The 14,046-nt window shown below is 43.6% G+C and carries 15 protein-coding genes; 13 read left to right on the top strand and 2 right to left on the bottom strand.

The genetic code is table 11. The features are described 5' to 3' along the window. Positions 1 to 8: 8 nt before the first annotated feature. The 10 genes from OM416_RS27025 (at position 9) to OM416_RS26980 (ending at position 9,508) form a co-directional block, all read left to right on the top strand. Positions 9 to 1,160 (top strand): cysteine protease StiP family protein, encoded by a 1,152-nt coding sequence (locus OM416_RS27025; protein ID WP_264934644.1) that lies wholly within the window; start codon positions 9 to 11, stop codon positions 1,158 to 1,160. Further along, entirely contained in the window at positions 1,157 to 1,984 is an 828-nt protein-coding gene (locus OM416_RS27020) for an HAD family hydrolase (RefSeq protein ID WP_264934642.1), read from the top strand. Before OM416_RS27025 ends, OM416_RS27020 begins: the two co-directional genes overlap by 4 nt. Continuing rightward, positions 1,981 to 3,021, top strand: coding sequence for an ATP-grasp domain-containing protein (locus OM416_RS27015; protein WP_264934640.1), 1,041 nt, complete (start codon positions 1,981 to 1,983; stop codon positions 3,019 to 3,021). Before OM416_RS27020 ends, OM416_RS27015 begins: the two co-directional genes overlap by 4 nt. A gap of 153 nt (positions 3,022 to 3,174) precedes the next feature. Then, the gene (locus OM416_RS27010; protein WP_264934636.1) at positions 3,175 to 3,903 is read left to right on the top strand and encodes a hypothetical protein; all 729 of its coding nucleotides are present in this window, start codon (positions 3,175 to 3,177) and stop codon (positions 3,901 to 3,903) included. Positions 3,904 to 3,918: 15 nt separating this feature from the next. Continuing rightward, positions 3,919 to 5,022, top strand: a complete 1,104-nt coding sequence (locus OM416_RS27005) for a toxic anion resistance protein (RefSeq protein WP_264934635.1) — start codon at positions 3,919 to 3,921, stop codon at positions 5,020 to 5,022. A 399-nt stretch (positions 5,023 to 5,421) separates the two neighbouring features. Next, positions 5,422 to 5,988: a hypothetical protein gene (locus tag OM416_RS27000; RefSeq protein WP_264934634.1), complete on the top strand. Its 567-nt coding sequence runs from the start codon at positions 5,422 to 5,424 to the stop codon at positions 5,986 to 5,988. Positions 5,989 to 6,122: 134 nt separating this feature from the next. Beyond that, positions 6,123 to 7,721: an AraC family transcriptional regulator gene (locus OM416_RS26995; protein ID WP_264934632.1), complete on the top strand. Its 1,599-nt coding sequence runs from the start codon at positions 6,123 to 6,125 to the stop codon at positions 7,719 to 7,721. A 123-nt stretch (positions 7,722 to 7,844) separates the two neighbouring features. After that, complete coding sequence (locus OM416_RS26990) at positions 7,845 to 8,882, top strand: ABC transporter substrate-binding protein (protein ID WP_264934630.1); 1,038 nt, start codon at positions 7,845 to 7,847, stop codon at positions 8,880 to 8,882. A 192-nt stretch (positions 8,883 to 9,074) separates the two neighbouring features. Continuing rightward, positions 9,075 to 9,356 carry a hypothetical protein gene (locus OM416_RS26985; RefSeq protein WP_264934628.1) on the top strand — a complete coding sequence of 94 codons (282 nt, stop codon included), beginning with the start codon at positions 9,075 to 9,077 and terminating at the stop codon, positions 9,354 to 9,356. A 23-nt stretch (positions 9,357 to 9,379) separates the two neighbouring features. After that, positions 9,380 to 9,508 carry a hypothetical protein gene (locus tag OM416_RS26980; protein ID WP_264934626.1) on the top strand — a complete coding sequence of 43 codons (129 nt, stop codon included), beginning with the start codon at positions 9,380 to 9,382 and terminating at the stop codon, positions 9,506 to 9,508. Between the two features lie 522 nt (positions 9,509 to 10,030). Here OM416_RS26980 and OM416_RS26975 read toward each other — a convergent pair. Further along, complete coding sequence (locus OM416_RS26975; protein WP_264934624.1) at positions 10,031 to 10,282, bottom strand: hypothetical protein; 252 nt, start codon at positions 10,280 to 10,282, stop codon at positions 10,031 to 10,033. A 156-nt stretch (positions 10,283 to 10,438) separates the two neighbouring features. On the opposite strand from OM416_RS26975, the gene OM416_RS26970 reads away from it, so the two are divergent. After that, positions 10,439 to 11,791 carry a lipase family protein gene (locus tag OM416_RS26970; RefSeq protein ID WP_264934622.1) on the top strand — a complete coding sequence of 451 codons (1,353 nt, stop codon included), beginning with the start codon at positions 10,439 to 10,441 and terminating at the stop codon, positions 11,789 to 11,791. 42 nt (positions 11,792 to 11,833) lie between these two features. Beyond that, on the top strand, positions 11,834 to 12,130 hold the full coding sequence (locus OM416_RS26965; RefSeq protein ID WP_264934620.1) for a WXG100 family type VII secretion target: 297 nt from the start codon (positions 11,834 to 11,836) through the stop codon (positions 12,128 to 12,130). Between the two features lie 119 nt (positions 12,131 to 12,249). Here the strand turns inward: OM416_RS26965 and OM416_RS26960 are convergent, their stop codons facing one another. Continuing rightward, positions 12,250 to 12,783 (bottom strand): hypothetical protein, encoded by a 534-nt coding sequence (locus OM416_RS26960; protein ID WP_264934619.1) that lies wholly within the window; start codon positions 12,781 to 12,783, stop codon positions 12,250 to 12,252. A gap of 591 nt (positions 12,784 to 13,374) precedes the next feature. Between OM416_RS26960 and OM416_RS26955 the strand changes: the two genes are divergently transcribed. Next, a complete protein-coding gene (locus tag OM416_RS26955; protein ID WP_264934618.1) occupies positions 13,375 to 13,950 on the top strand; it encodes a hypothetical protein in 576 nt (191 codons plus the stop codon). Positions 13,951 to 14,046: the final 96 nt, after the last annotated feature.

Here is a 14,046-nt window from a genome sequence, read left to right as displayed (position 1 = left end):
GACAACCTATGAATTTATCTACGATTGAAAGTATGATGAAGCGCAAGATGAAATCACCTGAGCCACTAGGCAGTTATGACCCGTCCGATGTTGTGTTCTTGTTAAAGGATTTAAGCGACATTCATTTGGAAAAAGAGACCGGAGAGCGTGAACATGCCATTCAGTCGGGTGTGCATTATTCGGAAATGCTGCCCGTGGAGTATCACCCTACGGATGAATATATTGAGTTGTTCCATGATACATTAGCGCAATCCGCGGAGAAGGTCGCTATGGCTGCCGCGGTGGTAGCGGAGATGATCGTGCGTAAAAGGGGATTAGATACAATTCTGGTCTCGCTCGCTCGTGCCGGAACGCCGATTGGTATTCTGGTTAAACGTTATATTGCAATGAAGTATAACGTGAACATGCCTCATTACAGTATTTCCATAATTCGTGGAAAAGGGATTGATGAGAACGCAATGCTGTATATATGGCAGCAGCATGGACTGCATACACCTATTCAATTCATCGATGGGTGGACAGGCAAGGGAGCGATACGTAAGGTGCTGGTGGAAGCTTGTCAAAGCCTGAATGAACGTTATGGCATCCAATTGGACGACGATCTTGCCGTGTTGGCCGATCCGGGGCAGTGCTCCGCTACCTATGGTACCCGAGAAGATTATTTGATCCCAAGCGCTTGTCTGAACTCGACCGTATCCGGTCTGATGAGCCGTACGGTACTACGGGATGACCTCATCGGACCGAATGACTACCATGGAGCCAAGTGGTACAAGGAGTGGGCTTCATCCGACCTGTCCAATGTGTTTGTTGATAAAATAGCGGATTACTTCCCCAGGGTCGAACAAGTGGCATCACTTCAAGCCAGTGAAGCACTGTCTCATCCCTCAGAAGTAACTTGGCAGGGTATGAAGGATATCCAATCCATTCAACAGGCATTCGGTATTGAGGATGTAAATTTGATCAAACCAGGGATTGGAGAGACGACACGCGTACTATTGCGTCGTATCCCTTGGAAAATTCTGATTGATCGCCCGAACAATCCTAATCTGAGACATATTATGCTGCTCGCGAAGGACCGGGGTGTCCCGGTGGAAGTGTTCCCTGGATTGAGCTATTCATGCTGCGGTATTATTCAATCGGTAAAGGGGGGCGGAGAATGATCTATGCAAGTGATCTGGATCAGACACTGATCTATTCCCGTCGTTCGATGGGCGTTTCCGAGGATGCCTCGGGACTCGTTCCAGCCGAATGGATTCGTGGTGAACTATCAGCCTTTATGTCAGCCGAAGCGCTACATAAGCTCAAGACTCTTCCTGAAGATATTATTTTTATCCCTGTAACTACACGGACAGTGGAGCAGTACCAGCGCATTCGGATTTTTCAGCAGGACGTGATTCCGGCCTATGCGATAACGAGCAATGGTGGAAATATTCTGATTGACGGTAAAGTGGACTTGGCCTGGAACGATTATGTTCGTTCTCAACTTCAAGAGTATTCTGCAGCAGCAGTTGAGGTCAGGCAGTTGTTTGGCGATGTGCTAAACAGCGACTGGGTTGCAGGGGAGCGACTATGTGATGAGTTGTTTTATGCCTTTGTGATTCACCGTGACCGTATGCCGATAGAGCAAGTTACAGAGAAGATTCACGCTTTGGGAGCGCTAGGATGGGAGGCCTCCATTCAAGGGCGTAAGCTATACCTTGTTCCTTCTGGCGTGAATAAGAGCGCTGCGGTAGAACATGTTCGACATCAGATCGGAGATGTACCTGTTATAGCCTCCGGGGATTCCCTATTGGACCGTTGTTTACTCGACTTCGCAGATTATGCTATTGCTCCACGGCATGGCGAACTTTACCGGGAGAAGCAGCGGAATCCTGATAAGATCCCTTACCAGTTCACAGAACAATCCGGTATATTTGCCGCCGACGAGATTTTGGAATATGTCCGTTCCACACACCACGTTGCGATAGGAGATGCTGTCTTATGAACAAGACCCGTATTTATTTTAATCGTTGGTTTTCGGTGGCGTATCACTATATGAATTTGATTCGAAACAACGAAGATGGCTTGCAGTTCGAGATCTATGGCACCCATTCCGATCCGAACAACATGGCGCTTCAGGGATGTGACCACGCAGAGTTAGAGCCAAAGGTTACGGGAAAAGAGTATATTGATTTCTGTCTGGATTTTTGCCGAAGACATCAAATCAATATCTTTATTCCACGTCTCCATATGCTGGATATCAGCAAGCACGTTCACCTTTTCGAAGAGATCGGCACCAAGGTTTTGGTCTGCAAGGATACAGAACTGCTGGAGCAATTGATGGAGAAGGACCGTTTCTATGAATCTGTACGTGAACTGGGAATCATGAACATTCCGGATTACTTCACTGTCAGCAATGCCTCGCAATTCAAACAGGCCTATGATGCACTTTCCAACGCTGGACATGAGGTGTGTTTCAAACCATGTAATGGGGAAGGCGGAATGGGATTCAGGGTGATCGACAATAGCCGTAATCCATTAGAAGAGTTGTTCGGACATACCCAGAACCGCATCTCTTTTGAAGATGCATTCCGTGCCTTTTCTACTGTGGAGTCCTTTCCAAACATTATGATCATGGAACGTCTCGAAGGTTATGAATACAGTATAGATTGTTTGGCTGACAGCGAGGGGAGTCTGCTCGCGGCTGTCCCTCGCTGCAAAGCAGGTGGGCGCCTAAGAAGGCTTGAGGAGCATGCTGAATTATTAAAAATCGCCAGTGATGTTGCTTCTGCTTATCGCATCCCCTATAACTTCAACATTCAGATGAAATATCGTAAAGAGACTCCGAAACTGCTGGAGATTAATCCAAGAATGTCCGGAGGATTACATGTGTCCTGTCTTTCGGGAATCAATTTCCCATATTTGGCTGTGAAGCTGGCCCTGGGTTTTGAAGTCGGCCCTCTTTCTCCTCAATACGGTATATTGGGAAGTCATGTGGAACAACCATTGATTATGGATGCACAGAAGATTAGAAACCATTAAAGATTAGTTTCCAAACATTGACACCTTCTGACTGGTTTTCTTACAATACGATTATGTAGATGATCTTGATAATTACACAGGAACGAAGTGATCAAGTGTAGTCTTCATTTGTTCATTGTGTACCATGTGTTGTTATAGGCAGGAGGATAAACGATGTTACGCATAACAAAAATCGGCCTGGCTGCGCTGATTGGATATGGCCTTGCCGCTGTAAGCAGTCCTTTTGTTCCTGAATTTGTATCATGGGCGATCCCGGCTTTGGCGACGATGGTCGGAGGTATACTTCCAACACGGCCACGTGCGCCAGTCATTGAGACATCTGGTTCAGATTCGGAGAGAAGAGTTGTTGAGATGAACGGCGAAGCAGGGAAACAAGTTGTGGGAAATCGATCTGCTAATCAGCAGATCAACCCAACCCCTGAACGTGCAGAAAATGCTGGACGATCCGAAGCCGTACGTTCGCCACATCAAGATGATTCAGATCCTATTTTTGGGCCAGTCATTGAATATCTCGAAGTTTTGGAAGATATGGTGATCTCCGAGGGACAAAAAAATGAGCTGGACAATGAAATTGTTGAGAAGTCGTTAGCCCTTTTTGCCAGATTGCAGCGAGTCATTCCGGCACTGAAAGAGTTAAACAACGGTGATATTAACCATACGATGCGCAGATTGATTTTGAAAGATCTGAATGGTTTTATTAACCCTTTTCTCCGTTTGAGTGGAGAAGCCAAGCGTACCAATCGCAGGATGTTATTAAATGGCCTGAAGGATGTAGATTCCAAGATTTCAGAGATTGTATCTACAATCGAACATAAAGATCTATTGGAGCTTCAGAACAAAGCAGAGCTTATTCATCAAAGGTATAATAGCTCCGAATTATAGGAGGGATCGTTAGGTATGGCAACGGAATATATTCAATTAAAACAGGATGACCAGCAGCGGATTAATCAGGAAGCAACCCAATTAATTCAGAAGGTATCCCAAACCGATGCTGTTCAACTGGATTTATTAATGGATGATATCGGCAAGCTGGGCGTGAAGACACAGGAAAAAGCGGGCCAAACGCTGAAAATGCTGGATCGACCTGTGAATGATCTCATGTCCGGTAATCGGGCTGAAGTGTCTACGATGATCTTGAAACTGAGAGATGAGTGCGAAAGTTTACAGCAGAGCAAAAACGTTAGTTTTGTAGGGCGGTTACTGCGCAAAAGTCCACTGAAGAACTATGTCTATCGTTACCAGTCTGTGCGAACCAACATTGATAGCATTATTAATGGATTACGGGATGGGAAGGACAATCTGGAAGAGAGCATTGTGAGTATGCGGCAGTTAAAACGTTCCTCCATTCAGGAGATTTATAACCTGCAAACCAAAATCGCTTTTGGTAATCAGTTGAAGGATTTGTTCGAGGCTGAGATTGCCAAGCCTGAGAATGAGAACCGCAAGGCTCACTTGGAGCGTGGATTGCGCAAGGTGGTTACCCGCACTCAATCCATGACCGAAATGATCATGCTGTATAATCAGGCTATTGCAGCGACAGATATTATTAATGATAATAATGACAAACTGATCGATTCCGTGAACAATGCCATTGATAAGACGGCTAATCTGATTACGGTATCTGCCATGATTGCCATGGCCTTGAATGATCAGGAGAAGGTCATTTCTGCTGTGGAAGCGACCAACAAAACGATTGAAGAACAGTTCAAGGAAAATGCGAGATTGCTGCGTACGACAACGGAAAAGACCAACGATTTGTTAGCCAAGCCGGCCATGTCCATGGAATCGGTGAACCAGGCCATCGGAGATTTGATGTCTGCCCTGGATCTGTCTGAGCAGTCCAATCGCCGTATTATTGAGAGCTGCAACGACTATACAGCCAAGATGACGACACTAAATGCAGGCATGAGTGAAAGATTGGGGCTGGAAGCTCAGAAGACCGGCAATATTCAAGCTAAAAACCAACCGGATGCCAACTCGTTAAGCTCTTATTTGGATTAGTTCTACGTTTGAGTTCTATGTTTGAGTTTTATATTTTGTTCATAGGTTTGATGAAAAGAGGCGCTGCTGCGTCTCTTTTTTGTATGTCTAGCATAAATTCATAGAAATCCTCAAGGTTGGGATCCATGCAGGTTTATCCATTTTTTGAAGAGGCAATACTGGGCATACACTGAATCTTGTTGCATACAATAGGTTATGTTACAGCTTCATAATGAAAGGGGCCACGGGGATGCTATCTCTCATTATTGCCAGTATTGCCTTAGTATTGATCGTTGTTGCCAGTAGCGAGAAGGCTGAGACGATTGCGGAGTTGAATGATCGTTAATTTACTGTATTTCTCTGTGTGTGTTTGATAAAATGAAGGTAAACTTTGGAAGTGAATGAAGGAGATTGCCTAACATGCTGGAGTTTTCATTCGAAATCATTGATGAGGCCAACATTAACATTCAGTACAAGTATGGTAGTCAGTTTTTTCATTTTAATTTGTTTTGGTCCAATGGAGATTGGACATTGCACCCATTTGAGGGCATTCTGATTGAAAATCGGGAGATGTGCAGCCTGATTATTGCGGACTTGCTGAAGAACAAGGATTTTCACGTTATGCTGGCCAAAGAGAAGATTGTGTTATCGCGGTTGCGAACGACGGTCAATCTTCAACCGGATGATCCGGAAGAGTTTGAAGTCAGCCCCCGAATCGATGATAGATCATCACAGGGTGATGAGTTGATGGGTTACATAGAAAATCACAGTTTCGAAGAGGTTCTTGAATTGGAGCAACAACAGATGCAAGCAAAAGTGGATTTTTTTCAAGAGATCATTCAGAGAATGTTCATGGAAGGCATCGGACCCGAAGACCCTGATTTTCGCAAGGTTCAATCGATTATTCGGATATACAAGGATACATTCGATAGGCTTGGGAATATCAACGATAATCCTATGGGAGATTACAATAACAAAAGATGGTAGAGTTATGAATCCGATATACTGGTGAAAGGTTGAATTAAAGATTGATAAAGGAGGGATTTCAATCCCTTCTTTTTTTTAATTTCATGCCCGATATATATTAATTCCTTGAGAGTTTACGAAAGAAGGGAGACCTCATGATTTCAACAATCTATGAATTGCATCATGCCTACGTGGTGGCAGATTCAGGGACGGCATTTCCTGTACAGAAGAACTTGGATTATCCCACGTTGATCTTCCCGATGTCTGAGACCGTAATGCATTTGAACGAGCGGGAGTATCACTTGGGAAGCGGGAAATGTTTGTTCTTGCAGCCTGCCCACAGTCCGCTTGTCCTAGAACCGGCTGGGTTGGAGGAATCAGGCCCAATCTATATGATCGCATTCGATAGATACCAACTCGTAGAGCAAAAAAATACCACCGTTCGTTATGAGTTGAACCGTGAACAGCTGCCAAAGGACGGGTGTATGATTAAATTTTCCCGCCGTCTGTTTGGGCAATTGCATGAACTGGTGGAGCGAGCAATGAATGTACCAGCCCCTGAACGAAACACTCGTGTGAGTTCCTTACTTAATGACCTGCTTCATCAGGTATTTGAGCATTGGAGTGATGCAGAGGACCATTACATACAGGATATGACGATTAAACAGATATGTGCCTATATGCAGCAACATGTAGATGCGGATCTGAACCGGGCAGCACTTGCCCGAATGACCGGATTCAATGCCAGTTATTTCTCGTCGTTGTTTCGTAAAGAAACGGGATGGAGTTTTGGGGACTATCTGAACCGTCTACGTTTGGATGAGGCCAAGCGTTTATTGTTTACGACGTCTAATTCACTTCAGGATATTGCCATGCGGACAGGGTTTTCAGACAGTTCATATTTGAGTAAAACCTTTAAGAGACATGTACACATCACGCCAAGTGCATTTCGTCAATTGAAGCAAACGGAACAGATTGCAGCTTTGCAATTTGTTGGAGCTTTGCTCAGTGTCGGCTTAACTCCTGTCTTGACCACACAAGAGATTGCAGGTTCGTCCTTGCTTCTTGAGGAGGCATTGCAGGAGACGATTATTACGAACAACCTGAAGATGGTAGAGCGAATAAAAGAGGTGAAGCCGGAGCTGATTCTTGCGCCGACGTATTTCTATCATTTCCCGGATGTATTGAAAGAGATAGAGCAGGTGGCGCCGGTGATTATGCTGGATTGGGGCACAATGGACAAGCTGGATGAAGTGAGTCAAGTTGGTCGTCTGTTCGGTAGAGAACAGCAGGCCAAGGCGTGGATTTCTAAATATAACAAAAGGGTGCTTGCAGCCCGAGCATTGTTGCAGCAGTTTATTTTGCCACAAGAGACGGTGGGGATCTATGAACTGAATTATGATCAACGCTGGCTTATACCCCATGACAAAGTGAGGTCTGCCTATAATCTGTACCGGGCGTTACAGCTTCACCCGCCTAAGCGAATTCAGACCGAGGTGCTGGATCAGGATAGGCCGTTGTTCATTGCTGAAGAGGACTTGCCGAATTATGCGGCGGATCACATGTTTGTTATTTTGCCTGAGTCTGTATATGGAGAAGATTTAGAGGGGCTATTATCGCGTCAAATCTGGCGGCAGTTGATTATAGAGGATGGATGCCGGGTATATCCGCTGGTACTAAATGAATTTTGGATGGATGAAGGTGTATCGCTAGAGAAACAACTGGATGTTATGGTGCGTCTGCTGAACGGATAGCGCATGGAGCCAACCATAGTACATGGGACATAGCCAACGATAACACATCGACGTTCGTTCCGAGGCGCCGCTATAATAATGATTGTAATCGGGAATGATAATCATTATTAATTGGAGGGTGTCATGAAGAGAAAAGGGTATGCCATGGTGAAAATGATGTTCCTTGTCCTATTGGTTGCGATACTCGCAGCCTGTGGTACGGCAAGCAACACGGCAGCAACAGGATCCGGTACAAAGTCTGAGACGGCTTCTACTGGAGCAGGCGAAGGACAGGTAGAAAATACGGATACGGAGGCAGATGATGCGGCGTCTGCGACCCGGATTATTGATACACCCAACGGAGAATTGGAGATGCCCGTTCATCCCAAGCGAATTGTCGTTGACGGCTACCTTCCCAATCTGCTGGCGTTGGGCGTGAAGCCAGTGGGCGCAACCAGTTATGAATTGGAGAACAAAGTGATTCAGGATCAGATTGATGGTATAGGCAACATTGGTGAGCGCTCTTTAGAAAAAATGCTGGACCTGGAGCCGGACCTGATCATTACGTGGGTCAATCCGGCAGGAGATGCCAAGGTCATAGAACAATACAATAAAATTGCTCCAACGCTTGTGCTTCCGTATAACCATTTCAAGGATATATATGAGAACATGCGTTACTTCGGGGAACTGTTTGGTAAAGAAGCGGAAGCAGAAGCATGGTTGGCCGATCTGGATCAGATCGCAGCAGATGCACGTGAACAGATTAAGCCGTATGTATCCGCAGAGGATACCTTTGCGTTAATGGGCGTTTTTGTAGCGGACAAGAACTTCTACATCTATGGTGATGGCGGGTATCGCGGCGGGGAAGCCATATATCAACATATGAAGTTGAATCCGCCTCCGAAGCAGGCTGCCGAGATGATTGGCAAAGAAACGTACCGTCAGATTTCATACGAAGTTGTTGGCGAGTATGCCGGAGATTTTATTTTCCTGGATCAGGGTGAGATGCTTTCTGAAGTGTGGGGAAGTAATGAAGGGGTATGGAAGACATTGGATGCGGTTAAGAACAATCGGGTGTTTCAGCTCGATCCGGACTTGTTCTGGGGCAATGATCCAGTCTCATTGAAACTTCAGATTCAGGCGATTGCGAAGATGATTGTGGAACGTGAACAATCCAAATAATAATAATGATACGTGCGTTAAACCAAGTCCGGGCCTGCCCGGGCTTTTTGGTGTATCTCTTTTCCAGTTCAATTTCAAACTTTAGAGGTCTTTAACGTGTTGATAAGGTAGGGACTAGAATATAGGCAGCATTGTGGAATAGCTATGCGTTGACGGCTTTTATTTTCATATATTTTGTATGGAGGGATTACGATGACCTTACCTGTATCACAGGAGATGGAAGAAGCGCGTTTATATGAGGAGTTGCGACGTGCGATCGAAGAATTCGAAGAGGGCGAGCAGCGGCAAATCGTTCTCAATCGGATGATCAGACGGCTCAGGTTCGCCAAGTGGCGCAAAGATCGGATGCGTAAGGTCGATGCATACAGCCAAAGAATAAAGCCCGCAACATTATGGATCATATTAGCCACAGGTGCAATTGCGCCAGTCTTATTATTTAGCATGTTCATCTGGGTATCGTTGTGGGTGGAATGAAGTTGTAGTGAAGAGGGAAAAGTGTGAAAGCCAGAGCGCTGACTGTGGTGGTGTACAGTGAATTGCTGTGTCTGCTGCTCGTAATCCAATCGACCAATCAGGAGGGCTTCGTATTTCACGTATCTGGTTCGAGTGAGGGGCTAGCATTATGAGTGTAAAGGCAGTGACGAGTGTGAGATTTTTATGGATGTGTCGCTGCCTGAAAAAATTACAGACTAGAATTGAATCTCACATAATTATGAAAAACGCTGAAATTATTCTGGTAACAACGTCCTATAATTTATGATATGTAAGGTTAACTGCCCGAGATTAATAAAGACTTTGTACTCATTTCTTATATGTCGTATACACGATTCACAGAAGATGAACTATAATGATTCTACTTCTTTGGAAAAAAGAGGATGAGATTAGGTTGTAAAATCCCTATTATTACATATGAAAGAGCCATGTATCTGTACAAGGCCCTAAAGTTTTAAAAGTTAAAATTTCTTATAAACTACTTAAGAGGTTTGATGTCATCAGGCACTGAGCCTGTTTTGACTTCATAAGTATCATAATCCACCATTGAGAATATATAACCGTAAAATACAGTGATACTTACACTAATCATTATTAATAGGGTTAGAGATTTACGATATTTACTATTGAGCATAACTACTACTCCTTGTTGGAACTTACTTGATTTTTTGGTCAAGTAACTCTTTCGGTACAACGGCTGTCTGAACTTCAAACGTATCATAATCAATAAGGATAGTGATTTCGGTTTCTTTATTATTTTTAACATGACCGCTCAAACTGATATTGTGACTAAGATCTTTTGGCATAAATTTATGATCAGTGAATTCTACTTCGGTATTATAGTGATCAATGAAGTATTGATGACCCACTTGAGTCGCTTCTTCAATAATGTTGTCTTGATTCGGCATAGAATTACATCCTCCCAATATAAGGGCTAAGATTATAAGTGTAATAGATACAAATTGAATATTTTTAAAAATATTCTTCAACCTCCTATATATGTGAACTTAACACTTTATAATATACTTTAACTTTTTAGATCAGTAAACAGAGAGGGAGGTTTTATGGATACCTATATAACTGATAAGACATATAAGGAAATTTCGGAACTGGCCTATCTTAATTTAAATGAAGGAGATTACCCTGATACATTGGATTCGGCTAATTGGAAAGTGATTGAGCCAGATGGAGCAAAATTGCATAGAAAGTCTGGGTTCGACGCAGTTGTTTTAAAAAATGATCTTACAGATCAGATTGTCATCGGTTATCGCGGAACTGAGCCGGAAGGGAAGTTGACGGATAAATTCGCGGATTGGGAGACTGATGCTTTTGATGTCGTAGGAGGAAGAACGAGAAAGCTTGAAGATTCCATAACCGACCCAGAGCGTCATAATATCTTCAAAAATAGTCCTTTCAAACTCATGATGGATAATTCAAGTTGGGAAAACAATCAGTTTCATCAAGCTGAAGAATTGTATGAGGCAGTACAGAAAGCATACCCTGATTCAGATATTTCGCTAACAGGCCATTCTCTTGGTGGTGGTTTGGCTCAATATGTAGCTGCTCGTCATGATGTGTCTGGTATGACGTACAGTGCTCCAAGTGTAATGAATCTGCTGGATGATATAAGTTTGGCTAAAGTGAATGAAGGTCACTTTGACAACAAAATGGTTAATGTGGTTCATCCGAGTGATTCTGTAGGAGCTGGCGGAATAAGTGAATATGATAGGCACGTTGGACTTACGGTGTACAAGGGACAGAATTTTGACACCGCTAATGCGATGTATCAGAACTGGAAGTTTCAATTACAGTTAAAGGTCCCTTTTCAACCTCTCGGTGCAGGCTCGCCGATGTTGGTTCATGACGTTGGAATAGATGTAGATCTAGATAAGCTGTACATTGGAAATATCGTTAGATTATTGGATTCCTTCTCGAAGGACGAAGGCAAGGGGTACCACTCCATGAAGCAATATGAATTTGATAAGGATGGCAACTTAATTGGCCCGTTAATTGATCGGAGTACGGGAGAGACGCTTGATATTTCTCCAAGATGGACTGCACATCAGAAAGCAATGGCTGTGTTCTCTAATGTGATGTCTGGTGCAGTAGCTTCGTTTATATCCGGAGTAGGTAGTTCTGGTGGCGGTAAAATTCAATTAACACCGGAAGAATTAGCGCAGTCTGCTCGGGAAATGAGACTGAGTTTGAGCGGATTTTCCAACGATGCACAAGCTTCTATACAGATGTTCCAGACCCATATAGCAACGAGCGAAAGTCAGTCTTTTACACCGATTGCTTATAATGCAACAGCTACTTTGCAACAAATTAACCGTTGGTACCAGGAATCCATAAGTGAGATTGCAGATTATATTGAACGAAAGAGAGAAGATTTTGTAATCGCTGATCAGCAACAATAATAATGGGATTTATATAGATAGATTAACAGGAGGAAAGTGGACATGGGCAGAATATCCGTATCCCTGTCGGATTTACGAAGAGCCGTTCAACAATGCGAACAATTGCAGCAACGACTTGTACAACAGGAACAGAAGATGCGTTCGATTCATGGGAGGTTGCAGCAGGACTGGGTAGGAAGATCGGCAGAGGAGTTAACTTATAAGATGCAGTCTTTTGTAGAGGGAGCATCTGTGAAACTGACTGAACTTGAAGCTCATAAGGAGGAATTAAAGCGATATATTCGCAAGATGGAGGAAGCAGACAGAGAAGATCAAAGAAATCGCAGCAGGATACAGTGATTGTCTATATCTGCTCACACGTAAATAGTCAGATAGGAAGAATCTTCCCACCTAACTATTTTTGCTTCGTTCATACAATTGTATCGATTGAAGTCACTTGGGTAAGCAGCTATTACTAATTAATGTAAATCAGTATTATTCTTGTTCAAAGTTTGAATTTTCTCTTGGATATACTGGTGGTAATCGCGGAAGCTACTGATGTGATGCAAAGAATCGGAGTTCTCAGACTGAATCTTAATTTTACCGTCCTGAGGTAAATTTTTCATCTCAGCCACGACGGATTTGGAACCTTGGATATCACGGGACATCTCCTGAATTTGCTGTAATAATGCTGGATGGCCTTCATGCTGGAGCATTTCGGCGAGGGGTCTCATTTCCTCCAGCTTCTGACTCGACCGTTCAAGCGTGGTCATTACTTTGTCTCCATCTGTACTTGCACTAAGTGAAACCATCCGGTGGATATGATCTTTCTCCATACGCTCAAGCGCCTCAAGATGGGAAGCTTCCAGTCGTTTGGGATCGCTCCAACTCTCCGACCGAACGGTGTTATTCTGTTGCTGGGAAGCATTATTCGCAGTGCCATTGCCACAGCCCCATAACAGAGTTGAGCAAGTTAACACGGCTCCAACGGCGATGAACCTTTTTAACCTCATACTGTCACTCCTTCGATAATTTCCTGAAGGTAGTATGAGCAATAATATCCAAAATGATGCTTATTTTCTTCATTTCTGTCCCAGTATGTAATTGGATAACCTATTAAAATCTCGAGAGTACATATCTTCGCTAATTTTTGTAGCCTGTATTTTCACGCACAGTTTCAACGTTATGTAACGAGGTGAAGCATTATGAATCTTTATACTAACAACATCTGGCGCTGGACCATCAATCTTCTGTATCCTGCCATTATCTTTGTCTTCCAGAGCTGGGGACCGATATTGGATTGAACGTCCGAAACCATCGTTCGGTGCAGAACATTTTGCCGCACATCTATGGTTAATTGTACTTATGTATATTGTTTTTGTGCTCATTCCTCAGACCTTAATCCTGACTACTCGGTTGCGGGTAATGCATTATTATAAGAAGTGAAAGTTAGTTGAGAGTAGGTGGTCTTTGTCCATACAGTTGCCATTGTTATAGATCGCTGCATGGATGCTGTGAATTACTTCGGGGCAGCACTATCTGACATACCATTTCTAAGATAATTAATTGTTTATAAAGATTCAATTTTAAGGAGAGGTTAATCTATGCCCAAGATAAGCAACCGTAAACGGGTAGCGTACGTGTTGTTCTTTGTATTGGTCGCTCTGTTTTTGATACGTTCTTGTGGTCCGCAGGACATCGATTCAGTGCTCAGCAAGAATGGTATTGATTCCGAACAGGTAAAGCTAGTTACAACTATTGAACCACGAACACAATTGGTTTTATATCAAGATCTCACTACGAATAACCTGACTCCTGCTTTGATCCAGCAAAAGATGTGGTTCTCCGAACTGGCCAGAATAGGCAGTGGTCTGCAGGATAACCCGGCCGAGCCGCTTTCTTCTCATATATCAGGATACGAGGAGCCTAAAGGCAAAATGCTCTATATTATATACGGGTATCTCCACGATGCTGACATTACCCAGGTGCATATTCGCTACGAACCAAATCTGGCATCTTCACGGTTGGAAGCGGAAATCGTGGAATCGTCTTCCGATCAATTCAGCGGCAGGTTGTGGTATGCGTTAATCCAGCAGCCGATTTATGAGATGATATGGGACATAAAAGGATTGAACGACGAAGGTCACATCATATACTCATCTCTAAATAGTGAAGATTAGGAAGCAGGCTGGCTTATGGAATGAAAATTTCGCAGGACTAGATCTGCATGATTCGAACTGCAAACGAATTACATCCATATACACAAACACCCCTTA

The sequence above is a fragment of the Paenibacillus sp. LS1 genome (assembly GCF_026013365.1).
Taxonomy (GTDB): Bacteria; Bacillota; Bacilli; order Paenibacillales; family Paenibacillaceae; genus Paenibacillus.
This window is presented reverse-complemented; position numbering and strand designations above follow the sequence as displayed.